The 24,973-nt window shown below is 66.0% G+C and carries 23 protein-coding genes; 12 read left to right on the top strand and 11 right to left on the bottom strand.

Going from position 1 to position 24,973, the window contains the following annotated elements:
- Positions 1-162: 162 nt before the first annotated feature.
- The 3 genes from ACNA7R_RS11615 to ACNA7R_RS11605 form a co-directional block, all read right to left on the bottom strand.
- Positions 163-522 (bottom strand): hypothetical protein, encoded by a 360-nt coding sequence (locus ACNA7R_RS11615; protein WP_416283727.1) that lies wholly within the window; start codon positions 520-522, stop codon positions 163-165.
- Positions 523-612: 90 nt separating this feature from the next.
- Positions 613-1,287, bottom strand: coding sequence for a bacterio-opsin activator domain-containing protein (locus ACNA7R_RS11610; RefSeq protein WP_416283726.1), 675 nt, complete (start codon positions 1,285-1,287; stop codon positions 613-615).
- Between the two features lie 85 nt (positions 1,288-1,372).
- Positions 1,373-1,978, bottom strand: a complete 606-nt coding sequence (locus ACNA7R_RS11605) for an undecaprenyl diphosphate synthase family protein (RefSeq protein WP_416283724.1) — start codon at positions 1,976-1,978, stop codon at positions 1,373-1,375.
- A 148-nt stretch (positions 1,979-2,126) separates the two neighbouring features.
- Between ACNA7R_RS11605 and ACNA7R_RS11600 the strand changes: the two genes are divergently transcribed.
- On the top strand, positions 2,127-3,452 hold the full coding sequence (locus ACNA7R_RS11600; protein ID WP_416283723.1) for a DUF92 domain-containing protein: 1,326 nt from the start codon (positions 2,127-2,129) through the stop codon (positions 3,450-3,452).
- Here the strand turns inward: ACNA7R_RS11600 and ACNA7R_RS11595 are convergent.
- The 3 genes from ACNA7R_RS11595 to ACNA7R_RS11585 form a co-directional block, all read right to left on the bottom strand.
- Positions 3,449-3,607, bottom strand: a complete 159-nt coding sequence (locus ACNA7R_RS11595) for a hypothetical protein (protein WP_416283722.1) — start codon at positions 3,605-3,607, stop codon at positions 3,449-3,451. The genes ACNA7R_RS11600 and ACNA7R_RS11595 overlap by 4 nt on opposite strands.
- Before the next feature lie 83 nt (positions 3,608-3,690).
- Positions 3,691-5,058 carry a DNA primase DnaG gene (gene dnaG, locus ACNA7R_RS11590; protein ID WP_416283721.1) on the bottom strand — a complete coding sequence of 456 codons (1,368 nt, stop codon included), beginning with the start codon at positions 5,056-5,058 and terminating at the stop codon, positions 3,691-3,693.
- A 142-nt stretch (positions 5,059-5,200) separates the two neighbouring features.
- Positions 5,201-5,932 carry an ArsR/SmtB family transcription factor gene (locus ACNA7R_RS11585; protein ID WP_416283728.1) on the bottom strand — a complete coding sequence of 244 codons (732 nt, stop codon included), beginning with the start codon at positions 5,930-5,932 and terminating at the stop codon, positions 5,201-5,203.
- Positions 5,933-6,105: 173 nt separating this feature from the next.
- Between ACNA7R_RS11585 and ACNA7R_RS11580 the strand changes: the two genes are divergently transcribed.
- The 6 genes from ACNA7R_RS11580 (at position 6,106) to ACNA7R_RS11555 (ending at position 12,076) form a co-directional block, all read left to right on the top strand.
- A complete protein-coding gene (locus ACNA7R_RS11580; RefSeq protein ID WP_416283720.1) occupies positions 6,106-6,375 on the top strand; it encodes a DUF3311 domain-containing protein in 270 nt (89 codons plus the stop codon).
- The gene (locus ACNA7R_RS11575) at positions 6,372-7,841 is read left to right on the top strand and encodes a sodium:solute symporter family protein (RefSeq protein ID WP_416283719.1); all 1,470 of its coding nucleotides are present in this window, start codon (positions 6,372-6,374) and stop codon (positions 7,839-7,841) included. The genes ACNA7R_RS11580 and ACNA7R_RS11575 overlap by 4 nt, the downstream gene beginning before the upstream one ends.
- 61 nt (positions 7,842-7,902) lie before the next feature.
- Positions 7,903-8,505, top strand: a complete 603-nt coding sequence (locus ACNA7R_RS11570; protein WP_416283718.1) for a hypothetical protein — start codon at positions 7,903-7,905, stop codon at positions 8,503-8,505.
- 93 nt (positions 8,506-8,598) lie between these two features.
- Positions 8,599-10,236, top strand: coding sequence for a bacterio-opsin activator domain-containing protein (locus ACNA7R_RS11565; protein ID WP_416283717.1), 1,638 nt, complete (start codon positions 8,599-8,601; stop codon positions 10,234-10,236).
- 53 nt (positions 10,237-10,289) lie between these two features.
- The gene (locus tag ACNA7R_RS11560) at positions 10,290-11,192 is read left to right on the top strand and encodes a DUF6293 family protein (RefSeq protein ID WP_416283716.1); all 903 of its coding nucleotides are present in this window, start codon (positions 10,290-10,292) and stop codon (positions 11,190-11,192) included.
- 122 nt (positions 11,193-11,314) lie between these two features.
- Entirely contained in the window at positions 11,315-12,076 is a 762-nt protein-coding gene (locus tag ACNA7R_RS11555; RefSeq protein ID WP_416283715.1) for a LamB/YcsF family protein, read from the top strand.
- 24 nt (positions 12,077-12,100) lie between these two features.
- Here ACNA7R_RS11555 and ACNA7R_RS11550 read toward each other — a convergent pair whose 3' ends face one another.
- Genes ACNA7R_RS11550 through ACNA7R_RS11540 form a run of 3 tightly spaced genes read right to left on the bottom strand, consistent with a single transcriptional unit; the run spans position 12,101 to position 15,332 of the window.
- On the bottom strand, positions 12,101-13,453 hold the full coding sequence (locus ACNA7R_RS11550) for an acetyl-CoA carboxylase biotin carboxylase subunit (RefSeq protein ID WP_416283714.1): 1,353 nt from the start codon (positions 13,451-13,453) through the stop codon (positions 12,101-12,103).
- Between the two features lie 11 nt (positions 13,454-13,464).
- On the bottom strand, positions 13,465-14,430 hold the full coding sequence (locus tag ACNA7R_RS11545) for a biotin-dependent carboxyltransferase family protein (RefSeq protein ID WP_416283713.1): 966 nt from the start codon (positions 14,428-14,430) through the stop codon (positions 13,465-13,467).
- The gene (locus ACNA7R_RS11540; RefSeq protein ID WP_416283712.1) at positions 14,430-15,332 is read right to left on the bottom strand and encodes a 5-oxoprolinase subunit B family protein; all 903 of its coding nucleotides are present in this window, start codon (positions 15,330-15,332) and stop codon (positions 14,430-14,432) included. Before ACNA7R_RS11540 ends, ACNA7R_RS11545 begins: the two co-directional genes overlap by 1 nt.
- 186 nt (positions 15,333-15,518) lie before the next feature.
- On the opposite strand from ACNA7R_RS11540, the gene ACNA7R_RS11535 reads away from it, so the two are divergent.
- Entirely contained in the window at positions 15,519-15,764 is a 246-nt protein-coding gene (locus ACNA7R_RS11535; RefSeq protein WP_416283711.1) for an acetyl-CoA carboxylase, read from the top strand.
- 360 nt (positions 15,765-16,124) lie between these two features.
- On the opposite strand, the gene ACNA7R_RS11530 is transcribed toward ACNA7R_RS11535, so the two are convergent.
- On the bottom strand, positions 16,125-17,489 hold the full coding sequence (locus ACNA7R_RS11530; RefSeq protein ID WP_416283710.1) for an acyl-CoA synthetase: 1,365 nt from the start codon (positions 17,487-17,489) through the stop codon (positions 16,125-16,127).
- A 153-nt stretch (positions 17,490-17,642) separates the two neighbouring features.
- Positions 17,643-20,267, bottom strand: a complete 2,625-nt coding sequence (locus ACNA7R_RS11525) for an efflux RND transporter permease subunit (RefSeq protein WP_416283709.1) — start codon at positions 20,265-20,267, stop codon at positions 17,643-17,645.
- Positions 20,268-20,470: 203 nt separating this feature from the next.
- On the opposite strand from ACNA7R_RS11525, the gene ACNA7R_RS11520 reads away from it, so the two are divergent.
- From ACNA7R_RS11520 to ACNA7R_RS11505, 4 genes are all read left to right on the top strand, one after another.
- Positions 20,471-21,109 (top strand): hypothetical protein, encoded by a 639-nt coding sequence (locus ACNA7R_RS11520; protein ID WP_416283708.1) that lies wholly within the window; start codon positions 20,471-20,473, stop codon positions 21,107-21,109.
- Between the two features lie 242 nt (positions 21,110-21,351).
- Positions 21,352-24,015 (top strand): valine--tRNA ligase, encoded by a 2,664-nt coding sequence (locus tag ACNA7R_RS11515; protein WP_416283707.1) that lies wholly within the window; start codon positions 21,352-21,354, stop codon positions 24,013-24,015.
- Positions 24,016-24,178: 163 nt separating this feature from the next.
- Positions 24,179-24,460 carry an AbrB/MazE/SpoVT family DNA-binding domain-containing protein gene (locus ACNA7R_RS11510; RefSeq protein WP_416283706.1) on the top strand — a complete coding sequence of 94 codons (282 nt, stop codon included), beginning with the start codon at positions 24,179-24,181 and terminating at the stop codon, positions 24,458-24,460.
- The gene (locus tag ACNA7R_RS11505; RefSeq protein WP_416283705.1) at positions 24,457-24,957 is read left to right on the top strand and encodes a PIN domain-containing protein; all 501 of its coding nucleotides are present in this window, start codon (positions 24,457-24,459) and stop codon (positions 24,955-24,957) included. The genes ACNA7R_RS11510 and ACNA7R_RS11505 overlap by 4 nt, the downstream gene beginning before the upstream one ends.
- Positions 24,958-24,973 lie beyond the last annotated feature (16 nt).

The raw sequence follows: 24,973 nt of genomic DNA, 5'->3' as shown, positions 1-24,973 counted from the left end.
CTGATACGGATTGCTGTAACTATTTACCGCCGATCGCCAGAACGGGGTCGGCGATCGGCGGTAATTGACTACAGTAAACCGTATGAGGTCGTCGTCTCCGTTCTACGAACTACTGAAAAGGATCAAATCTCTCCGTTGTTCGAATGACGATTCTGACCGATCTCACACTGTGATTGATAGATCAAGATCGGGATCGGCATTGATGATGGCTGAAAGCTGGGGCAGTATCTGATCGAACCGGGGAGTTGGTTCCACCAGCTGCTGTTCCTGATCGTAGCCGACGAGCGATTGGTCCGCTAACTTCGGGAGATGCACGTGGTGCAGCGCCAGCCGAATCCGTTCTGTTTCTTCTTCGGGAACCTCTGCAAGAGGCGTGTGATGATTGTGTTTGAGGATCGCCTTCGTGAGATCGGTTACCGTTACCGATCGTTTCTCGTGTGCGAGTGTTGCGAGGATGATGCGACGGTGTTGCGCTTGACACAGTTCGAGAACCGTGTCGAACTCGGTAGTAGACCCAACCACGAAAGAAGAAAACACACCTTTGCATAAAAGGAGGCGTGCTGTATAGTACTACTTCGAGTGGTGGAGTCCAGACGGTGCGCAACCGGAGAATCACTCCTCATCGTCGTCCTCACCCGGGTGGCTGATCGTCAACGTACTCGTAATAAGATTGTTGTGTGCAGCGCGAAATCGGTTCGAGAGCGTCTGCTGGGCCACCCCCATTCGATCCGCCAGTTCGTGCATGGTCACCGCTCGTGGAACCTCGTAGTAGCCTGCTTCGAGCGCAGCGACCAGCGTCTCGCGTTGCTTCGGTGTGAGACCGTATTGGCCGCTCGCTATCGGCTGCTCCTGTTCCTGGATTGATTTGAGTTCATACGAAATACCGTTCTCACTACAGTACTCTTGAAATTCCGAGAGCGCGTCCCGACTGTCGAATCGCATCCGTAGCTCCCACTCTTCCGCTTTCCCGATTGCTCGAAGGATCGTCGCCCCGAGTTCGACGTAGGCGTAGATGATGCTCTCGACGTTTTCCGTCCACTCACCACGGTACAGTTTCGCCCCGTCAGCTTCATCGATACTAGTGATGTTTGCCACGGAGTCGTCGTCCTGAAACGCCGCTTCGAACTCCGCGTGATCGCCACCGCTCACCCAGAAATACGGCATAAGCCGATCTTCCATCGTCGCCACAACCTGCTCGACCTCGACGATCATCTGTGGAGCCGCTGTGAGTGCATGATGCAAGGCGAGATCGTCCGATTTGACGGAAAACTCGGCAATAACGCTCATACCCTTAATTGGTCGTCAAGCATATATATCGCAGTCGAACGTCTGTGCTATACGCACGTTCTGTCCCGAACCGGTTCCCGGAGAGTTACCGACCGAACCGCCTCGAGCGGTTGCAGTACTCCCGGACCGCCCGCAGGAAGTCCCGTTTGCGAAAGTCTCGCCAGTTGACGTCGGTGAAGTACAGTTCGGAGTAGACCGACTGCCAGATCATGAAATCCGAGAGCCGTTCGGCGCCCGTCTTGATCACGAGGTCGGGCTCGGAGGGGAAGACGAGGTGGTCCTCGACGCGCTCGTCGTCGATCTCGTCGGGCTCGAGCTCGCCCGCGTCGACGCTCTCGGCCAGCGTTCGAACGGCGCTCGTGAACTCGTGTTTGCCGCCGAGACCGATCCCGATCTGGATCGGCGCGTCGGCCTGTGTCGGGTCGTCGGGGGTGCGAACGGCGACTTCGCGAGGAGCGTCGACGGCCTCGAGCTCCCGCCGCAGGGCGGGGATCGCGGCGGCGTCGAGGACGCTGACGTAGACCGTCACGCGGGCGGCGTACTCGAACGCCCAGTCGAAAAACGCCGAGAGCGTCTCGTAGGCGCCGCGCTCGAGCAGGTCGCGTTCGGTGATCACGAGCGCGACGTGGTCGGGGCTGTCGGCATCGTGACGGGCGATGCGAACGGAGAGGTAGCGCTCGTACAGACCCACACCCTCCCGTTTCCGGGCCGATGGCATACCGGTTACGGGTTCGGTCGATCGAACCCAAACGCTCGAGCCAGCCCCGCTACCTGCTGCAAATCGGGCTCGAGCCGGTTCACGAAGGTTCAAGTAATCCCCACAGAAAGGACCGATTACCGTGACAGAACCCGTCCGGCGAGCCGGCGTCTTCGCGCTGCTGTGTACGCTCTCGCTCGCCGTTCCGCTCTTCGGTCCCGAGATCGCGGCGGCGCTGGCCGCGGTCGTTCTGCTCGGAGCGGTCGCCGTTACGGACGGGCCGATCTTCGATCTGCTCGCCTACCCCGACGACTACGAGGACGGGCGCCTCTACGGGCTCGTGGCGTTCGTGCTCGCCGGCGTCGCGCTCGGCTTGCTCGCCGTCCAGTCCTCGATGACGACCGCGGTGTTCGTCGGGACGGTGTTTCTGATCGGCTACGGGAACTTCGGCGAGCGACTCGTCCGAACGCGATCCGACAGCGACGTCGTCCACGCCGCGGGGTTCTGTCTCGTCGCGACCGTCGCGGCCGTCGTCGGCCAGGCGGCGACGGTCAGCTTCACCGGCGGCTCGATCCAGTCGGCCCTGCCGACGATCCTGTTTCTCGCCGCCAGCGGCGCCCTGCTCGCCGCGCTCCTCCGGGACGTCCTGTTGCTCTACGACGATCCCGTCGTCATGCTGTCGGTCGGGCTGTTGCTCTGGCTGCTCGCGGAGCTCGATCCCGCCCTCGGCGCGACCGGGATCGCGATCGCGCTGGCGATCACCGCCGCGCTCGGCTACGCCTCCTACGCCCTCGAGACGGCGTCGATCGCCGGGATGCTCACCGGCGTCCTGCTCGGCCTGCTGACGATCGTGCTCGGGGGGTACGGCTGGTTCGTCGTCCTCATCTCCTTCTTCGCGATCGGCGGGCTCTCGACGAAGTTTCGCTACGATCGCAAGGAAGACTTGGGCGTCGCCGAGGACAACAACGGCGCCCGCGGGACCGGCAACGTCCTCGGTAACGCGGCCGTCGGGCTCGTCGCCGTCCTCGGCTACGCCGCCAGCGAGGCCGCCTTCCTCCCGGTCGACGCCGAACTGTTCCTGTTCGCGTTCGCCGGCTCCGTCGCGACCGCGATGAGCGACACCCTCTCGAGCGAGATCGGCAGCGTCTTCGAGCAGCCGCGGCTGATCACCACGCTCGAGCCCGTCGAACCCGGCACCGACGGCGGGGTCACCTGGCAAGGGGAGGTCGCCGGCGTCGTCGGCGCGGCGATCGTCGCGGTCACCTCCTACGCGCTGTTTCCCGAGGTCGGCGTCGTCGGCGCGGCGATCATCGTCGCAGCCGGCTTCGTCGGGATGACCGTCGACAGCCTCCTCGGGGCGACCCTCGAGGGACCGCTGCTCGGCAATCAGGGCGTCAACTTCCTGGCGACGCTGTCGGGCGCGCTCGTCTGTGCACTGCTCGGCCTGTCGTTCGCGATCCTCGGCTAATCCTTCGATCCCGGGCGCTCGCAAGGGTCGGGCGTCGAGTCGTCGACCCACCCCGTCGCGCGGAGCTGATCCTCGCCGGTGGCGGCGGTGACGGCGAACATCATCAGCACCCAGAAACCGAGCAGGGCGACCGCGGCGAAAGCTGATGGAGGCATGAACGTTCGGACTCGGTCCCGCTCGATTATCAACTCCTCGGACGGCGAGGACGCTGCGAGCGACTCACAAACTCGGTGAGCGGTCACTCCGTCGGCGGCGCGTCGGCGACGTCGTCGGCCGCGTGGACCTGCACCGCCGTCGGCCGCTTGGTGAACTGGCCCAGCGAGCGGGCGACGATCCTGTCGACACCGCGGTCGGCGGCGAGGTCCAGCAGTCGCTGGTCGAGGATCTCGTCGAGAACGATCGTCGTCGGCACCGTCTCGGCCGCCTCGAGCGCGTCGTAGACGTCGCTCGCGGGCGCCTCCTCGAGGACGTCGCCGTCGGCATCGAGGAACCGGACCTGGTCGGTGTCGCCGGCGATCACGAGGGTCGCGTGACCATAGACGGTCTGTGGCCCCTCGTCGACCGACGACTCGGCCGTCGCCGGGTCGGCACTCGGAGAACTCGTCTCGGCCTCCGGCGACGGGTCGGTCTCCCCGGCGGCGCTCGAGTCCGTCCCCGACGACCGGGTCGCGTCCGTCCGGCGGTTCGATCCGGTCGGCGGGTCGTCCGGGGACTCCTCGTCGAGAGTGTGTGGGGACGACGCGGGCGGTGCCGGCGTCGCGCTCCCGTCGGTCGCGGCGACGGCCTCTCGTGGTTCGTTGAGCCCCGAGACGCTGTCGTAGGGCACCTTGTTCCGCAGCGCGGCGAACAGCTGGTGGTGGTCGAGTTCCTCGACGGACTCGCCTGCGGGGGCGAACGCGACGTAGTCGATTTCGCCGACCTGAGAGAGTTCCTCGAAGATCAGGTCGCCGCCCCGGTCGCCGTCGAGGAAGACGGTGACCGTGCGGTGGCGAGTCAGTTCGGCCACTGCGTCGGGAACGTTCGTCCCCTCGACGGCGATGGCGTTCTTGACGCCGTACTTCAGCAGGGTCAGCACGTCCGACCGGCCCTCGACGACGATGATCGCGTCGCTGTCCGTAACTCGTGGGCCGGCCGGCAGCCCCTCGTACTCGGTGATGTCCTCGACGCGGACGTGCTGGCGCACCTCCGCTAAGATCTCCTCGGAGGTCATCACGCTGTCGTCGAACCCGGTTCGCAGGAGTTCCTTCGCGCGGTCGACGACCTCCTTGCGTTTGGCCGCGCGGACGTCCTCGATCTCGCGGACCTCGAGGGAGGCCCGGCAGGGACCGACGCGGGTAATCGTCTCGAGCGAGGCCGCGAGCGTCGCCGTCTCCACCTTGTCGAGGCTGGTCGCGATGGTGAGCGTTCCGTGTGACTGGCCCTTGGTGCTGGTTATTTCGACGTCGATACGGCCGACTTTCTGTGACTGGCGGAGGTCGCGGAGGTCGAGTTCGTCGCCCAGCAGGCCCTCCGTCTGGCCGAAGATCGCACCGACGACGTCGCTTCGCTCGACCACCCCGTCAGCCGTCACGTTCGCGTGGATATGGTATTTCGAGGTGTCTTCCATGGAGATCTGCCCCCGGCGGGACGGGGACACCGAGACGAGACCGCACGTCCGGACAGTTACCTAGAGTGAGGGCAGTGAGACGCAAATAGCTGTTGACCTGTGGACGCCCGGATAGCGGGGCGGTCGCCTGCGGCCCCGAGGATCAGTACGCCGGACGGGTCCAGTACCAGTAACACGTGACCGCGAGCAACACCGCCAGCCCGCCCAGAAAGAACAGCAGTCCGGGCGGTGCGGTCGCAAACACCGCCTCCGCGGTCTCGGCGCCGCCCTCGAGGATCGCGTCGATCCCGTCGACGCCGTCCCCGTTCGGGTCGCTCGCGCCGGGGTCGTCCGTCCGACCCGACTCGTCGGCGTCCTCGCTGGCGATGCCGACCCCCTCGTCCTCGCTCGCGGCGTCCCCGCCGTCGGCCGCTCCCGGCGACGCCCCGTCCCGTCCGAACCAGCGGGTGACGCCGTACTGGACGAGCAGGCTCGCACCCGCCAGCGCGGCGAGGCCGCCGACGAACCGCGAGAGAACGGCTCGGAGCTGCGAGGCTTTCGACTCGTCGCTGGTGACGATCAGCGGGCCGTCGGTCGTCGCGTAGACGCTCATCTCGTTGCCCCGCGAGGAGTACCAGGTGTCGACCACCTCCACCAATCCCGCTTCCTCCAGCTTCTCGAGGTGGTAGCGGACGTTCTGGATCGAGGAGTCGATCGCCTCCGCGATGTCGCTTGGCGTACTCGGCTCGTCGTCGACCCGCGCGTAGATCCGGCGGGCGGTCGTCGACGAGAGCGCGCCGAACACCGCGTCGGCCTCCTCGCCCTCGAGGTCGACGATCCGGGGGTCCCCCTCCCCGGTCTCCGGCTCCGAGCGAAAGGGGAACAGCCGGGCCATGCGTTGTTCCCATTCGATTCCCGACACATATACTCCTTTTCCTCCCTGAAATATCGATTTCGCCGAACGAGAAATTGGATGGGGACGATCGGTTCCGGATACCGATGGAAAAATCTATTCAATAGCCGCAATCGAACAGTAAAAGTTACCCATATGGGGACGAACGACGACGTATGTCACGTCCGGCGCTGTGGGGATGGGTCGCCGTCGCGGTCGGGCTGAGCGCGCTCACGATCCCGTGGTTCCTCTGGGGCGACGCGACGCTCGTCGCGGGGATCCCGCTCTGGCTCTGGTGGCACGTCGGGTGGATGTTTCTCGCGTCGCTCGTGTTCTGGCTGTTCGCCCAACGGGCCTGGGGAATCGGGATCGAATCGGACGGCAGCTCGAGCGACGGCCCCTCCGGATCGAACTCGAGTGTCGACGCCGGAGGTGAGCGACGGTGACGGTCGCGATCCAGCTCGGGATCATCGTCGGCTACCTCCTGCTGGCGCTCGCGATCGGGCTGGTCGCCTACCGCCTGACCGATCGGACCGCCGAGGACTTCTACCTCGCGAGCCGCACGGTGGGGACGATCGTGCTACTGTTTACGACCTTTGCGACGCTGCTGTCGGCGTTTACGTTCTTCGCGGGGCCGAACATCGCCTACCAGCAGGGTCCCGAGTGGGTGCTCGTCATGGGGCTGATGGACGGGATCATCTTCGCGATCCTCTGGTACGTGATCGGCTACAAGCAATGGCTGCTCGGGCGACAGTACGAGTACGTCACCCTCGGCGAGATGCTCGGCGACCGGTTCGCCTCGCGCCGACTCAGGGGGCTCGTCGCAGGCGTCAGCCTGCTGTGGCTGTTTCCGTACGTCATGCTCCAGCAGGTCGGCGCCGGCACCGCGCTGCAGGCGCTGACCGAGGGGGCGGTCCCGTACGCCGTCGGCGCCGGACTGATCACCGCCTTCATGATCCTCTACGTCGTCGTCGCCGGCTTCCGGGGGATCGCCTGGACCGACACCCTCCAGGGCGCGTTCATGCTCGTTACCACCTGGATCGCGCTCGTCTGGGTGCTGGCGGCCGTCGGCGGGCCCGGCGCGGCCTCGAGTGCGCTCGAGGCCGAGGCGGCCCACCACCTCGCGCTGGGCAGCGACTTCTACACCGTCCAGTGGATGCTCTCGACGGCGATCACGATCGGGTTCGGCGTCGCGATGTTCCCGCAGGTGAACCAGCGCTTCTTCGCTGCCGGCTCGAAGAGGGTGCTCAAGCGATCGTTCGCGCTCTGGCCGCTGCTGTGCGTGCTGCTGTTCGTCCCCTCGTTCCTGCTCGGCGCCTGGGCCCGCGGGCTCGACGTCACGATCGCCGAGGGCGAGAACGTTCTCCCCGTGATCCTCGCCGAGTACACGCCGGTCTGGTTCGCCGCGCTGGTCATCGCCGGCGCGATGGCCGCGATGATGTCCTCGTCGGACTCGATGCTGCTGTCGGGCTCGTCGTACTTCACGCGGGACCTGTACCGCCCGTTCGTCGAGCGCGACCTCTCGGAGCGACGCGAGGACCTGCTCGCCCGCATCGGGGTCGTCGGCTTCGCGACGGCCGCGTTCGTCGGCAGCCTCGCCCAGCCGGCGACGCTGTTCGAACTCGGCGACGCCGCCTTCAGCGGGTTCGCCCAGCTCGCCCTGCCCGTGCTGGTCGCGCTCTACTGGCGGGGGACGACCCGCACGGGAATCACCGCGGGGATCCTCGCCAGTCAGGCGTTCTACCTCTCGAGTCTCTTCACCGCCGTCGTCCCGAGCGCGTACGCCGGCTGGACGGCCGGCCTCGTCGGGATGGGACTCGGGCTCGTCGTCACCGTCGGCGTCTCGCTGCTGACGACACCCGCGGCCGACGAGCGACGGACGATCTACTTCGACGGCCTCGAGGCCGACTGACCCCGCCAGGCGGCACACGAGAGCAACACACCGAAAGGGACCGATCGCGTACTCGACGTCGATGACGTCTGCGCTGCCGGAGTCAGTCGCCGGAACGTGGCACCGTGCCGGCACCCGTACCGGAGAGTCGAAGGTCCTGCTCACCTCGATCACCGCCGAGACGACGGTGTACGAGCCCGCCGAAACGGCTTCGGCGCTCGCGGAACTCGGCTCGAGCGACATCCCCGTTCGGTCGCTGTTTACCGTCGATATGCGGTTCTCGCCGTCGCTGTCGTCCGTCGGCATCTCGCCGTCGTCGGTCCTCTCGACGGCCGCGCCGAAGGCCAGATCGCAGTTCGTCGACCTCGTCGAGGACGACGGTCTGATCGTCGAGGACACCCGCGAGACGCTCTCGTTCGAGCGACCCGACGGTACGGAAGGGCGGTGGTACGTCCTCGACGCCAGCTACCCGCTGTCGCCCGCCCTCGAGACCGACCGAGAAACGCTCGCGGCCGAGGCGAACGTCGCCATCTGGCCGACCGACGACGCCTACGGCATGGCCGGGGGGACGCTCCCGCTCGAGACGCTCGACGGTTTCGACGCGCTCGCGGTCGACCCCGAGCGCGACCGCGAGACGATCGCGTCGCTGATCCGTTCGGTCGACCCCGACGAGGGCTCCGAGTAGGAGAAGGCGCGTCGATCGAACGGAGTAGTATTCGCCAATTATACCTCATTTATAATGTAGTACTCTTATGGCGCTGAGCGACGCGCTGTAGCTATGGACGAGGATCCCCGTCCCGGCGACCCCGCGGCGCTCCTCGGAAGCGGCGACGTCGAGGGCACCGAGGCGCTTCTCGACCGACTCCCGGACGGCGTCTACGTACTCGACGGTGACCTCGAATGCGTCTTCGTCAACGAACGGGTCGACGAACTCCTCGACAGCGAGCGAACGGGTGCGGCAACCGCTGAACGACTCCGGTCGCTGTTCGACGGCGCGCACGAGCGGGCCCTCGAGGACGGAGAGCCGGTCACCGCCGACACCTACCACGTGCCCGCCGAGACCTGGCTCGAAGCACGCATCGAACCCGCGGGACGGTACCTGACGGGCTGTCTCCGGGACGTGAGCGGACGGAAGGAACGCGAGCAGCGCTCCGAGCGCCAGCGCGAGCGAATGGAGGCACTGAACGGCGTCTACAAGGTCATGCGAGCGATCAACGACGTGATCGTCACCGACGCGAGCCGGACGGAACTCGAGCGGGTGACCTGCGAGACGCTGGCCGACACGCCGGGGTACGAGTTCGCGTTCGTGGCCAGCGTCGACTCGGCGTCGGGGGAGGTGATCCAGCGGACCGAGGCCGGCATCGAGGGCTACGTCGAGCGCATCCCGCTCTCGATCGATCCGAACGAGCCGGCGGGTCGGGGGCCGGCCGGCCGCGCGATCCGAACGCAACGGCTTCAGGTGTCGAACGACGTCCTCACCGACCCCGACTTCGAGCCCTGGCGCGAGGACGCCCGCGAACTCGGGTACCGATCGGCCGCCGCGATTCCGATCGTCCACGGCGGGGGCCTCTACGGCGTCCTCGGCGTGACGAGCGCGCACCCACACGCCTTCACCGAGGCGGTCGGCGAGGGGATCGGCCAGCTCGGCGAGATCCTCGGCCACGCCATCGCCGCCATCGAGCGCAAGCGCGCCCTGATGGGCGATCAGCTGGTCGAACTCGAGTACGAGATCAAAAACGCGGTCGAGCTGTTCGACGGCCCGGAGATGGCCGACCGACACGTCTCGTTCGAACGGGTCGTCCGGGTCGACGACGACCGGTTCCTCGAGTACGGGGTGACGACAGTCGAGGCGTTTCCGGAGGTCGAGGCGCTGGTCGAGCGGGTCCCCCACTGGGACGACGTGGCGATACTCGACGAATCGGCGGGCGAGATCACGTTCGAACTCACGATCACGTCGCCGCCACTGTTCTCGGTCGTCGCCTCCCACGGCGGGTACGTCGAGTCGGCGGCCATCGACGGCGGCGACTACCGCATGACGATCCACCTGCCCGAGAGCGCGGACGTCCGGGCCGTGACCGAGGCGATCCAGGACGTCTACCCGGACGCGACGAATATCGCCCGACGGCAGGTCACGCCCACGAACGAGTCGATCGCCCAGATCCAGGACCACCTCTACGGCGTCCTGACCGACCGCCAGCGCACCGTCCTCGAGACGGCCTACTACGCCGGCTTCTTCGAGTGGCCCCGACACAGCTCCGGCGAAGAGATCTCGGAGACCCTGGGCATCACGCCCGCGACCTTCCACGAACACCTCCGGTCGGCCCAGCAGAAGATCGTCGCGGCGGTCGTCGACGAACCCGATACGACGCGGACCGACGGCGGATCCGCCCGCCCGTCGACGGACGACTCGAGCTGATCGATCGCGATGGACCTCACTGGTTTCATTACGTCGCCGACGAAGTATCGGCTATGCAAACCCACATCGTCCCGGTCGGCTTCGACTACGACCGGCTGATCGCGCCGCTGGTCCGCGATCAGATCGACGTCGACCGCGTCGTGCTGCTCGAGGGCGCCGTCGGCAGCGAGGCCAACGTCGAGTACTCCCGGCACCTCTCGGAGAAGCTCGAGACCGACTTCCGGAACCTGCTGGGCGCCGAGACCGAGCGGTTCGTCCTCGAGGACGTCTACGACTACGACGAGGCGTTCGAGCAGGCCTACGACCTCATCACGGCCGAGCTCGATCGTGGCCACGAAGTGTGGGTCAACGTCGCCGCGATGCCCCGGACCGTCAGCTTCGCGTTCGCGACCGCGGCGAACTCGCTGATGGTCGAACGCCAGGACGAACGCGAGGCGATCCACACCTACTACACCGCCCCGGAGAAGTACCTCGAGACGGAGCTCGCCGAGGAGCTGCGCGAGGGGATCGACCTGCTCGAGGACCTCGAACGGGAGGGCGACCTGGAGGACGAGCGGGTCGAGAGGCGCCTCGAGAGCGCCCGCGCGTTGCTCGCGGAGTTCGACGAGCGCGGGACGACGATCGGCGCCAAGGAGATCGACGGACAGCACGTCGTCGAGCTCCCGGTTGCCTCGTTCTCGAACGTCAAGCCGTTCGAGGAGCTCATCCTGTACAAGCTCGGCGAGGACGGCGAGTTCGCCTCGGTCTCCGAACTCGCCGAGTCGCTGGCCCGCGAGCTGAACGAGGAGTACACAGATAGCTTCCGCTCGAAGGTGATCTACAACGTGGACCGGCTCGGCCCCGGCGGAAAGGGCTACATCGAGCGCGAGGAACACGGGAAGTCCTACCGAACCCGACTCTCGAGGATCGGGGAACTGTGGGTGCGGGCGCACTCGAACGATAGCTCAAGCCCGTAGAGCCACAGAGCCGGCAGACTTCGACGTCCGTAGCAGTGTCGGTCGGTCGGCATCGGTTCGGTGGTCGCTCTCGCGACGCTCAAGTGTGGGGGTGACGAACGTACGACACACCCACTTCAACGATGACTGCAATCGACATCAACTGCGACATGGGCGAGAGCTTCGGGAACTGGACGATGGGCCGCGACGAGGAGGTGATGCCGTACATCACCTCCGCGAACATCGCCGGCGGATACCACGCGGGCGATCCGCACGTCCTTCGCGAAACCGTCGAACTGGCCGCAGAACACGACGTGGGGATCGGCATCCACCCCGGCCTCCCGGACAAGATGGGGTTCGGTCGCCGGACGATCGACGCGACTCCCGACGAGGTTCGCGACTACGTCGTCTACCAGCTGGGCGCACTGATGGCGTTCGCGAAACGCCACGACGCGTCCGTCCAGCACGTCAAACCCCACGGCGCGATGTACTCGATGCTCTCCGAGAGCGAAGCCCACTGCCGCGCCGTGATGGAAGGCGTCCTCGAGGTCGATCCCGATCTCGTCTACCTGGCGACCGACATGAACATCTACGAGGTCGCCCAGGAGTTCGACGAACTGGACGCAGTCTTCGAGGGCTACGTCGACCTCGAGTACAACTCCGACCGCACGCTCATCGTCGAGAAGGAAATCGAGCCGAAAGATCCGGAACTGGTCGCGGACCGGGTCGTCTCCATCGCGACACGCGGCGAGGTCGAGGCCGTCGACGGGACGACGATCGACGTTCCCGCGTCGTCGATCTGTATTCACGGCGACGGCCCGAACTCGGTCGAGTTGCTCGAGACGATCCACGACCGACTCGAGGCGGAGGGGATCGAGCTGGCTCGCCTCGACGAACTCGTGTGAGCGGATCGGTCGCCACCTCGCCCGTCAGGAGTCGTCCAGTCCGTCGAACTGTCGATCGAGGTACTTCGTCGTGTGGTCGCTCTCGACGAACACCTCGTCCTCGAGCACCGCGAGGTGGAACGGAATCGTCGTCGAGATCCCCTCGATCTCGGCTTCCTCGAGCGCTCGCTTGCTGCGTTCGAGGACTTCCGTCCGGTCCCGGGCGGTGACGACGAATTTACCGACGAGCGAGTCGTAGAACGGGCTTATCCTGTCCCCCTCGTCGACACCGTCGTCGACGCGGACTCCAATTCCCGTTGGCGGCCGATACGTCTCGAGGGTGCCGGGCGTCGGGTTGAACTCGTCGAAGGGGTCTTCGGCGTTGATGCGAAACTCCATCGCGGCGCCCCGCGGTTCGACCTCGGACTGGTCGAATGACAGTTCTTCGCCCGCGGCGACCCGGAACTGCTCCTTGACGACGTCGATACCCGTGACCGCCTCGGTGATCGTGTGTTCGACCTGGATCCGGGCGTTCACCTCGAGGAAGTAGAAGTCGCCGTCCTCGTAGAGGAACTCCACGGTGCCGGCGCTGCTGTACCCGGCTTCGGCCAGGCCGACTCGAGCGGACTCGCAGAGTTCGTCTCGCGTCTCCTCGTCGAGGGCCGCTGAGGGCGTCTCCTCGATGAGTTTCTGCTGGCGTCGCTGGACGGAGCAGTCACGTTCGTAGAGATGGAGCACGTTCCCGTGCGTGTCGCCGATGACCTGCACCTCGATGTGTCGCGGATTTTCGAGGAACCGCTCGACGTAGACGGCGTCGTTGTCGAAGTACGCCTCCCCCTCGCGTTTGGCGTCCCGGAACTGTTCATCGACTTCCTCGGGTCCGTCGACGACTTTCAGCCCGCGTCCGCCGCCACCGCCGTCCGCCTTGATTGCGACCGGGTAGCCGTGGTCGTCGGCGAACGCTTTCACTTGCTCCGGATCGTCGACCGGTTCGTCGGTCCCGGGAACGATCGGAACGCCAGCCTCGTCCATGATAGCTCGAGCCTTGGTCTTCTCGCCGAAGTCAGCCATCGCGTCCGACGGCGGACCGACCCAGACGAACTCGGAGTCCTCGACGCGGCGAGCGAACGACTCGCTCTCCGCGAGGAAGCCGTAGCCCGGGTGGATCGCGTCGGCGCCGGTTTCGGCCGCCGCTTCCATGAGCGAGTCCTGATCGAGGTAGCTCTTGCCGGCGACCGACGAGCCCACGTGGGCGGCCTCGTCGGCGCGACGGACGTGTTTCGCCGTCTCGTCGGCGTCGCTGTAGACGGCGACCGTCTCGATTCCGAGTTCGGTTGCCGCTTGCATCACGCGGACCGCGATCTCGCCTCGGTTCGCAACGAGTACTTTGTCGATCATCTGTCGGGGCACTACAACGACCCCCGAATCTCCTCAAGGAGTTCGTCTCGCTCGCGACGGATCTCGAGGGCCTCCTCGACGTCGACGGCATTGAACTCGACAGTGTTGTGGGTTCGACACTGAGCGAGCGCGTCGCGCTCGGGACTCACGACGGTCCCGACGGTCACGTAGCCGCCGCCCGTCACGGCGTCTCGCATCAGAATGATCGGCTGACCGGCCATCTGGATGGAGCCGACGGGGTAGCCGAGGTCGACGACGTTGGTGACGTCCGGCCCGGCACCGAAGGGCTGCTCGCGCTCTTCGAACATGTCGGTGATGTCAGGCCCCTCGAACCGGTAGCCGACCCGGTCGGCCTCGTCGGAGACCGTCCAATCGGCGTCGAGGAACCGCTGTCGTCCCTCATCGGTGAGCCGGTAGTCACAGAGTCCCATCACGACGTTGATCTCGGTCGTCGAGTAGTCCGGTCTGTGTTCCTCGGCGATCGAGGTGCCGACCATCGCGTCGGCGTCCGTCGCCGGCTCGCCGATCGGTAGTTCGTCGCCGTCCTCGAGCGACCGCCCCTGGTGGCCGCCGATTCCGATCAGGGTGTACGTCGATCGACTCTCCATCACCGGTTCGACGTCGACCCCGCCGGCGACGGCGAGATACGAGCGGGCGCCTTCCGTCGCGAACTCGAAACTGAGCGTGTCGCCGGCCTCGGCCCGAACGGCCGTCCAGGTCGGGATCGGTTCGTCCTCGAGCGAGGGGTCCATGTCCGCACCGGTGACGGCGAAGACGGCGTCGTCCTCGAACTCGACGTCCGCACCCATGTACGTCATCTCGAGGGTCGCGTCGGAGTCGTCGTTTCCGACGAGCCAGTTGCCGACCGTGTGGGCGAACTGATCCATCGCGCCCGATGGCGGCATGCCGATGTGATAGTGGCCGTAGCGGCCGGTGTCCTGGACGGTCGTGACGAGTCCGCCGTCGAGAATACGCATCAGTCAAGCACCTCCAGCAGCCCCTCGTTGTAGCCGCGCGGGTCCTCGAAGAACGCCTGCGGCTCGAAGTCGACCCGTTCGTAGTTGTACTGGTACGTTCCCTCTTCGACCTCCTCGCGGATCGAGTCGTACTCCTCCCGACCTATTTTCCGGAAGTTGAGGATGTCTCCCGGGTTCGGGAGCACCATCGAGTCTTCGAACCCCGACAACTCCTGATCGACGTCCAGCACCTCGACCGGCGTTCGACCGTAGAGCTGGTAGCCGCCTGCCCCGGGAACGGGATAGATCGCGGTGAACGCGCCGCCAAATCCGATCGCTCGGCTCGGCGTCGCCGTCCGCGGCTGTTCGTACTTCGGAACCTCGATCTGTTCGTCGCGAGGGACCATCTGGAAACAGAACGGGAGACCAGGGACGAAGCCGATCATCGTCACCATGTGCGGCGCGCCGGAGTGGTGGTCGACGAACGCCTCGACGGAGTCGAAGCCGTTGATCTCGGCGGAGTACTCGAGGTCCGTCGAGTCCGGATCCTGGTGGCGCTCTCGAAAGTCCATCACTGTCTCGCGGGTCCACGGGTCGTCGTAGAAGACCGGAATGTCGAACACTCGCGCCTCCCACTGGTACTCCGAGACGTCGATCTCGTCCTCGAGCGATTTCAGCTCGTCGATCAGGTCGTCCGGGTGAAGTACGCCCGGATCGAACTGGATCAGGTAGGAGGCGTTCGACGGTGCGACCTCGACGAGCCCCTCGAGACTGTTCCCTCGAATCTCCTGCGTGATCGCCTGCGCTTTGAAGTTCGCGTCGAAACTCATCGCCTCGTCGAGTTCGACGAATACCCAGTCGTCTCCGCCGTACTCGTACCGCGGAGAGGGCAACTCCTGTCTCGCTATCGTTCGGTCACTCATCCTACCGGGTGAGAGAACCGTTACCACTGTATAGATACCGACTATAGTACGGCTCTGGAACTGTCGCTATCAGTACTAGTTTCCGTAAACAATCCGGCACAATCAAGTTTACAGACGAATGTCGAAGGGTTGGCTTTGTCAAAGTCTATATGTACGGGGCCTGTACAACGTCGTAAGATTTCGTAGATGACGACAGAACACATCCAGTCACCGATGCCCGGCGTTTTTTATACGCGACCCGACCCGGACGAGGAGACCTTCGTCGACGAGGGCGACGAGGTCGCCGAGGGAGACGTCGTCGGGCTGGTCGGCGTCATGAAAAACTTCCACGATATCACGGCTCCGGCGGACGGGACGATCACGGAGTTCGTTATGGAAAACGAACAGGAGGTTGACGCCGGTGACGACCTGCTAGTTCTCGAAACCAACTGACGCCGGCCTCTGATCGACGATCGGCCGCTGTCGTCGTCGGTGCCACGCCCGTAACCGCTTTCGACTTTCGACTGTTCTCGAGCGCAGGCGACGACGGTCGCTCACCGATCAGGGACGGTCGTACCAACGCCGACATCTGTCGGCCGTACCGAGTACGTCACTCAGTTCACGACCGTCACCGAGGACGAAAACGGGTTGATCGTCCGCTCGAGGGTGGGATCAGATATCGGGGCTGCAGTGACCTCCGCGACGGTATTGTGGTTCGGAGTGGCACGTCCAACGGCGACCCACCTGATCTGCGAGCCGACGCTGGCGATCACGTTCACGAGAACAGAACGGTTCCGAGCCAGCCGGAACGCGTTACCGTTCGTCGGCGTCGTCTGCCCGTCCCCGGTACCAGAAGTAGCCATCGTCGTCGACCCGCCCGAGGTCGCCCGTCAGGTACCAGTCGCCGACGAACGCCTCGTCGGTGCGGTCGGGATCCTCCCAGTAGCCCAGGAAGAAGCAGGGAAACTCGCCTTTGACGGCGATCTCGCCCGTCTCGCCCGGCTCGAGTTCCTCGCCGGTGTCGGGGTCGACCACCCCCGCCTCGACGCCGGGCAGCGGTTTCCCCATACTTTCGGGCCGGGTCTCGATCGAGGGGTAGGTGTTGACGATCATGTTGCCCGTCTCGGCCTGACCGTAGCTGTCGGCGATCGGCGTTCCCAGCGCCTCTTCGCCCCACTCGATAAGCTCGGCCTCGAGCGGTTCGCCCGTGCTCATCGCCCGGTGGAGATCCAGCTCCGCGGGGTCGAGGGCGTCGGCCTCGTCCCTGAGTCGGCGGTACAACGTCGGCACGCTCGAGAGGACGGTGACGGGGAACTCCTCGAGCAGGGCGGTCCAGGTGTCGGGATCGAACGCGCCCTCGTAGGCGAGGATGCTGTGGCCCCAGAACCAGACGCCGAGCGCGTTGACCGGGGCCGTCAGCCAGCCCCGGTCGCCGGTGCCCCAGTAGAGGTCGGTCTCGTGTTGCTGGAGGTCGGCGGCGTACAGCTGGGCGGCGGCGATCCCGACGACCCAGCGGTGGCCGTGGACGATGCCCTTCGCCGGGCCCGTGGCGCCGTTAGTGTAGTACAGCAGGGCGGGATCGGAGCCCGCGGTTCGAACGGTCTCGTACTCGTTGCTCGCGCGGTCCATCGCCTCGTAGTAGCTGACGTCGCCCCGGCGGACGCCGACGCCGTCGTCGCTGATGACGATCACGTGCTCGACCGAGGGGACGTCCTCGAGGGCGGTCTCGAGGGTGTCGCGGTTCTCGGGCGTCGTGACGACGACGCTCGCCTCGGCGTCCGCGAGCCGGTAGGCGACCCCCTCGGGACCGAACTGCGGGTCGATCCCGCCGTAGACGCAGCCGGCCTTCAGGGAGCCGAGCATCGCGACGTACTGCTCGGGGATGCGGGGTGTGTAACCGAAGACGCGGTCGCCGCGCTCGACTCCCAGTCCCTCGAGCAGGTTCGCGAACTGGTTCGACCACTGGGCGAGCTCCCAGAACGCGATCCGCTCGCGCTCGCCGTCGCTCCCGACGAAGTACAGCGCGACGGTGCCCCGATCGGTTTCGTAGCGGTCGCAGACCTCGTGGGCGACGTTGATCTCGTCGGGCGCGTCCCAGTCGGCGTCGGCGTAGATGCTGTCCCACTCGAAGACCGCCGAGAGTCCCTCGTAGTCGGCGAGATTCGGTGCCGTCTCCATGCACGGGATACCCACGCGAACGATCATAACTCATCGGACGGCACGGGCCGTCCGGCGCGACGGCCGAGACTTATACGGATTGCTGTACCGATTTACCGGCGCAACCGCCGTACGGGTCGCGGTTGCGCCGGTAATGACTTACAGTAAACCGTATTACGCCGACTCCGGCGACCCGACGCGCTCGAGCACCCGTTCCCGAACCACGAGCAGACACGGGAGGACGGTGAGGCAGGCGATAAAGGCGAAGATGATGCTCAACCCCGTCACGAGTCCGAACCGCTGGAGCGGCGGCGCCAGCGCGAGCGCGAGCACGCCGAAGCCGGCCGCCGTGGTCAGTGCGCTACCGAGCAACGCCCCGCCGGTACCGGTGATCGTCGCGCCGAGGGCGTCTCTGAGCGACGCCTGGCGCTCCGACTCGTCGATAAATCGTTCCGCGACGTGGATGCTGTAGTCGACGCCCAGTCCGATCGCGAGGCTCGTGATGACCGCCGTCTCGCTGTTGAACGGCACGTCGAGCAGCGCCATCGTCCCGAGCAGCCACGCCAGCGCGGCGACCACCGGGGCGAGCGTGATCGCCCCCAGTGTGAGCGCGCGATGGCGCACCCAGTAGAGAACGGTGAGGAAGACGAGGATGACGACCAGCGTGACGGCAAAGGCCTGGACGAGCGTCTCGAGCAGCGCGTCCTGGACGACGGCATTCGTCACGGGGCCGCCGGTGGCGATCGCCGACACCGGGGCGTCGGCCTCGATGACGCTCGCGAGAGCGCGCGTGTCACCGGCGACGGCCTGTGCGGAGGCGTCGCCGCGGACGTCGACGAGCATGCGGGCGGTCTCGTACTCGCCCTCGTCGGTGCGGTACAGCACGGTGGCGGCCGCGTCCTCGTCGGCCTCGTACAGCTCGTCGTACAGGCCCTCGAGGTCCTCGTCGGGCAGTCCGTCGCCGTCCGTGTCCCGTTCCTCGAGTGCAGCGGCGACCGACTCGTTCTCGTCTGCGACCTCCTGTACGACGGAAACCGGACTCTCGACCGAGGGCACTCCGCCCGGACCGGTCGCGATCGTGCCGCTCGAGTCGCCGTCGATTCCCGCCGTCGCGTTCTCGATCGCGGCCAGCGTCGCGGGATCGGTGACGTCCCCGCGTATCAGTATCTGCGCTTGGCTCCCCTCGCCCTGCTCCTGGAAGTTGTCGCCGAGGTAGGCGGCGTCGTCGCTGATCGTGTACGTGTCGGGCGCCAGCGGTCCCGGAAGCGACTTCGCCCACTCCGGCGCGTCCTCGGGCAGGAAGTCGGCCTGGTTGAACTCGGTGTCGATGCCAGTGGCGCCGTAGGCCCCGCCGATCGCGAGCAACAGCGCGACGGCGACGACGGCCAGCGGCGCCCGCTGGACCAGCGAGACGACGCCCGAGAGCGCGCGGTTGACGGGACCCGCGCTCCGCCCGAACGGGTCCTTCCGTCGGTCGATCCCGAACCGCCCCTCGAGCAGTTCGTCGACCTCGACCTTCAGCGCGGGGACGAGGACGGCGAAGGCGACGAACGTCGCGAGGATCCCGCCCGCGGAGAGGATCGCGAAGTCCTGGATCGCGGGCAGCGGGCTGACGACGTTCGAGAGGAAGCCGACCCCGGTCGAGAACGTCGCCGCGGCGAGCGCGAGGACGACGCCGGCCAGCCCGAGGTGCATTCCGTTTCGGACCGTTCGGCCGTCGCCGCCGTCCGCGGCCGGTTCGTCGACCGTCTCCGAATCGGCCCGCTCGCGTTCGTCGCGCTCGAGAACGCCCGCTCTCGCCTCTCGAGAGCGCATGATGACGTGCAACGAGTAGTCGATACTGAGCCCGATCAGCAGGAACGGAACCGCGATCAGCAGCTGGCTCGTGGGGATCTCGAGCCAGCCGAGGATACCCGCGAGCCAGGCCATCACGACGCCGATCCCGAACAGACTGACCAGCACGTCGGCGACGTCGCGGTAGGCGACCCCGAGCGCGAACAACACGAGCACCAGGGCGACCGGTGTGATGATCGCGAAGCTGTCGCCGACCGCGTTGCTCGAGGCCTCGTCGGTGACGCCCTGGCCGAAGAGGAAGGCGTCGTCGAAGCGCTCCTCGACGAGCCCGTCGATCTCGACCTGGGCCGCGTAGGCGGCCTCGGGATCCTCGTCGTCGCCGCTCTCGTCGATCTGGAAGAGGAACCCGATCCGGGACTCGGCGGTCGTCGAGCCCGGCTCGTAGTCGCTCGGCAGGAACTCGTAGGGATCCTCACCCTGGTTGTCCGCGTCGGGGTCGAGCACGTCCGCGAGCAGCTCCTCGACCTCGTCGTCGGAGCGGTCCTCGAGGGCCTCGATCTGTTCGTCGAGCGTGGGCTCGCTCGTGTCCGGTGGCCCCTCGGCCTCGGCCGCGCGGTCCTCGAAGACCGCACCCGTCGCGACGACGTTCTCGAGCGCGACGAACCCCTCGTCGGCCAGCGTGGCGTTCAGGCTCTCGTTCTCGCGGACGTCCTGTTGCAGGTACAGCCCCTCGAGCAACGAGTCGCGGGTGAGCACGTCGCCGCCCTCGTCGCGGACGACGAGTTGGGCGACGATCCGATCGTCAGTTCCGTACGTCTCGTCGATCTCCTCGAGCGCCTCGGTCTCCTCGGAATCGGTTTCGAACTGCCCGATCTCGCCCTCCTCGCTCTCGCCGATCGCGGCGCCGGCGGCGACGACGGCGGTGAGCACGAGCACGAGCAGGACGATCAGCTTGCTGTGGGAGACGATCGCGTCGGCGTAGCGGTCGGCGAGCGACCCGCCCATTCGCTATCGTCCTCTGGGGTTTATCGGCGCGCTGCGGGGCGGTTCTCGGGGGACTCGACGGGAGTCGGACGACGCTCGGCGCCCGAGGAGCGAGCCCGAGACGTCGAGAGTCGGCCGTTCGATGATGATCATATCTCCCCTTCGAACCCAAGCGCTAATATCGGTTCGGATGGTATCCGATGTCGTATAATCCAAACCTGATTATGAACACCGATATTGACCGCGACCGCGGAATCCTCACGCCGGCCGACCGCGCGTTCCTGCTCGGCGAACGCGAGATGGGCCACGAACAGTCCCGGCGAAACGCCGAAGCGCGCATCAGGCGGCGCGTGATCGACTCCGTTCTGGACTTCGATCTGCTCCTCCATACGCTCTCGGAGAAGGATCGCCGACAGGTGTTCGAGGAACTGACGGACGATCCCGACTCGCTGGACGGACTCAAGGCCATGCTCGCGTTCGCCTACATCGGCACGGACGAGCAGGGCCTCGACTTCGCGGACGTGCTGGTGCCGGCCGTCCGCCACTCCGAGGAGGCGTGTGCCGCCTCGAGACGGGGCGCGAACGTCTCCGTCGACGTCACCTTCGAGGTCGAAACCAGCGTCGAGTCGACCCTCGAGGGCGTCGCCGACCGGCTCGAGGCCGGCGAGCCGGTCACCCCGCGGGAGCTGTTCTCGCTCGTCATGCAGGGCGAACACGATCCCGGAGAGCACGACCGGATCGCGCTCGCCGTCGGCGGCGAGGCGGACGTTGACGACCAGTTCCTCGAGCGGCTGGCGGCGTACCTCGAGGGGGAGGTTCGGCGTCCGACTCCATCTCGGGCCGTAATCCGACTTTCGGACTGATCCACCTCGAGGGACGCGAAACACCTAACAGCGCCCGCACAGAAGTGGTACCATGATCCGCGCTGTCGGAACCGGCGCGTTCCGCGAAGCCGTTTTCGTAGGGGCCCCGTAGCCCCACTTTCCTACCCCGTATCGACGGATGTATTGTCGCCGACCAGCATTCACCGAGCAACGACCGGTATGTACGACCGAATCCTCCCCACGACGACGCACCGACGACGCCCCCACCGGGCGGTGAGAGCATGAGCACGGACCCCGAAACCCGCGAGCGAGAGGAACCGACCCTCGAGGGCGGCTACGACCCCGAAGCCGTCGAGCACCGCTGGCAGGACCGCTGGGTCGACAGCGAGGTCTACGCCTATGACGGCGATCCCGGACAGGACCCCAACACCACCTACGCGATCGACACGCCGCCGCCGACGGTGTCGGGCAGTCTCCACATGGGCCACCTCTACGGCCACACGGTCCAGGACTTCGCCGCCCGGTTCCAGCGGATGTACGACGGCGATGTCCTCTTCCCGTTCGGTTACGACGACAACGGGATCGCGAGCGAACGGCTGACCGAGAAGGAACTGGACATCCGCCACCAGGACTACGAGCGCCGCGAGTTCCAGAAGCTCTGTCGGGAAGTCTGTGAGGAGTACGAGGCGGAGTTCACGGACAAGATGCAGGGGCTCGGCTGTTCGATCGACTGGAACCACACCTACAAGACGATCGAACCCCGCGTCCGGCGCGTCTCGCAGCTCTCGTTCCTCGACCTCTACGAGAAGGGCCGGGAGTACCGCAAGAAGGCGCCCGCGATCTGGTGTCCGGAGTGCGAGACGGCGATCTCGCAGGTCGAGATGGAAGACGAGGAGCGAGGCTCGCACTTCAACGACATCGCGTTCGAGGTGGCAAGCGACGGCGCGGACCGCGAGGAGTTCGTCATCTCCACGACCCGACCCGAACTGATCCCGGCCTGCGTCTCCGTCTTCGTCCACCCAGACGACGACGAGAACCAGGACCTGGTCGGCGAGACGGCGCGGGTGCCGATCTTCGGCCACGAGGTGCCGATCATCGCCGACGACCGCGTCGACATGGAGAAAGGCAGCGGGGTCGTCATGTGCTGTACGTTCGGCGACCAGAACGACATCGAATGGTACCAGGCCCACGACCTGCCACTGCGAGTGGCGATCGACGAGTCCGCGACGATGACCGAGCTGGCCGGCGACTACGAGGGGCTCTCTACTGAAGACGCTCGAGCGGCCATCGTCGAGGACCTCGAGGACGAAGGCTCCCTCCGGGACCGCTGGGAGATCACCCACGCCGTCCAGGTCCACGAGCGCTGTGACACCTCCGTCGAGTACCGCGTCTCCAAGCAGTGGTACGTCGAGATCCTCGATCACAAGGAGGAGTACCTCGAGGCCGGCCGGGAGATGGACTGGTACCCCGAGAAGATGTTCTCGCGCTACCGGCACTGGATCGAGGGCCTCGAATGGGACTGGCTGATCTCGCGTCAGCGCGACTCGGGGATCCCGTTCCCGGTCTGGTACTGCAGCGAGTGCGACCACGAGGTCATGGCCCGTCGGGAGGACCTCCCCGTCGACCCGCTCTCGGACGAGCCGCCGATCGAAACCTGTCCGGAGTGCGGGAACGGTACCTTCGATCCCGAGGAGGACGTCTTCGACACCTGGGCGACCTCCTCGCTGACACCGCTGATCAACGCGGGCTGGGACTGGGACGAGGAATCTCAGGAGTTCTCGATGGACAACCCGGAGCTCTACCCGTTCGATCTGCGCCCGCAGGGCCACGACATCATCTCCTTCTGGCTGTTCCACACGATCGTCAAGTGTTACGAGCACACCGGCGAAGTGCCGTTCGACGCGACGCTGATCAACGGCCACGTCTTGGACGAAAACCGCGAGAAGATGTCCAAATCGCGGGGCAACGTCGTCGCCCCCGACGAGGTGCTCGCGGAGTACCCCGTCGACGCGGTCCGGTTCTGGGCGGCGAGCGCTGCCGTCGGCGACGACTTCCCGTACCAGGAGAAGGACCTCACCGCGGGCGAGAAGCTCCTGCGGAAGCTCTGGAACGCCTCGAAGCTCGTCGACAACCTGGCTCCGGCGGATCCCGACGAACCCGCCGAACTCGAGGCGATCGACCGGTGGCTGCTCGCCGAACTCGACGACGCCGTCGAGGAACTGACCGCCCACCTCGAGGCCTACGAGTTCGCGAAGGCGCGCGATCGGTTGCGGACGTTCTTCTGGAACACGTTCTGCGACGACTACCTCGAGATCGCCAAAGAGCGCGAGGACAACGCCTCGACGGGGTACGCGCTGCGGACCGCCCACCGGACGTTCCTCGAGCTGTGGGCGCCGTTCCTGCCCCACGTCACGGAGGAGATCTGGCAGGCCCGCTACAGCGATGGTGACGACCTTGCGGAAACCAGCATCCACGTCCGCGACTGGCCGACCCCGCAGGGGTACGAGGCCGACCTCGAGGCCGGCGAGACCGCGATGGAGGTCATCTCGGCGCTGCGCCGGTACAAGAGCCAGAACCAGCTCTCGTTGAACGCCGACCTCGAGGCCGTCTCGGTGTACGGTCCCGTCGAAGGGTTCGAGGACGCGATCCAGAACGTGATGCACGTCCGGGAGCTCGAGACCCTCGAGGAGCCCCCGGAGATCACGACCGAGGTCGCCTCGATCGACCTCGACTACTCGACGCTCGGCCCCCGCTACGGCTCGAAGGTCGGCGAGATCGACTCGGGGATCGAAAGCGGCGAGTACGAAATCGACGACCATGCCGGTGTGCTGCGAGTCGCCGGCGAGGAACTCGAGGACGAACTGTTCGAAGTTTCGCTCGAGCGGACGTACTCCGGTGACGGCGAGATGCTCGAGACCGAGTCGGCGATCGTGATTCTCGAGTAAGCGCCGGCTCGAGTTTCGATCACGAGCGTTCGGGCGGCAGCTGTTTTCGATACGGATTGGTTCTTCCGAGAGTCACGGACGTAGCGCCACCCGGGTTCGCCGTCCGAGGCGCGGGTATGAAAATAGACGTAATACACAGTAGGCATTACCGCTTACTGGAGATATGCCGCGCGTCACTACCAAGGGCCAGGTCACCATCCCGAAGGAAATCCGGGACGCGCTCGGTATCGAGCCGGGCGATGAGATCGTCTTCGAGGAGGCCGCGTCCGGCTACAGGATCCAGAAAAAAGAGCCGACCACGGCAGAGGGGGAAGATCCGTTCGAAAAGTACCGGGGGAGTGCCGAGAGCGACGAGACGATGCCGGATCGAATGCGTCGACTCCGTGGCGAGTTCCCTCGAGACGTCGGCGAGAAAGAGAACGACGGGGCAGAGGGAGAGCCGTGATCACGGCAGTCGATACGAACGTACTTCTTGCTCTGTTGTACGAAGACGAACATGCCGACGAGAGTGAGGCCGAACTGCGGCGCGTCTACCGGGACGGACGGGTCGTCATCACACCGATCGTATACGCCGAGCTCGCAGCAGACGGCCACTTCGAGACGGCATCGGAACTCGATCAGTTTCTCGAGGACCTCAGTATTCGACTCGTCGAACCGTCTCGAGGGGCGCTGTTCGAAGCGGGTGAGCGGTTCCAACGGTATACGAGCCGACGACCGGATGGACTGCAATGCCCGTCTTGCGGAACGAAACAGACCGTCTCCTATCGAGACTGTGGTGAGCGTCTCACGCCACGTCAGCATATCGCTGCGGACTTCGTCATCGGAGGCCACGCAGCCGTAGACGGGGATGTGTTAGTCAGTTTCGACGATGGATTCTACAGGCTGAACAGGCCGAGTGCCTCGGGGCTTGACCCCGAGGGTGAAGGCCGTACGCTCCGCTAAACGTGTTCCGTGCGCT

It is taken from the genome of Natronococcus sp. (assembly GCF_047921035.1).
In the GTDB taxonomy this organism is placed as follows: domain Archaea; phylum Halobacteriota; class Halobacteria; order Halobacteriales; family Natrialbaceae; genus Natronococcus.
This window is presented reverse-complemented; position numbering and strand designations above follow the sequence as displayed.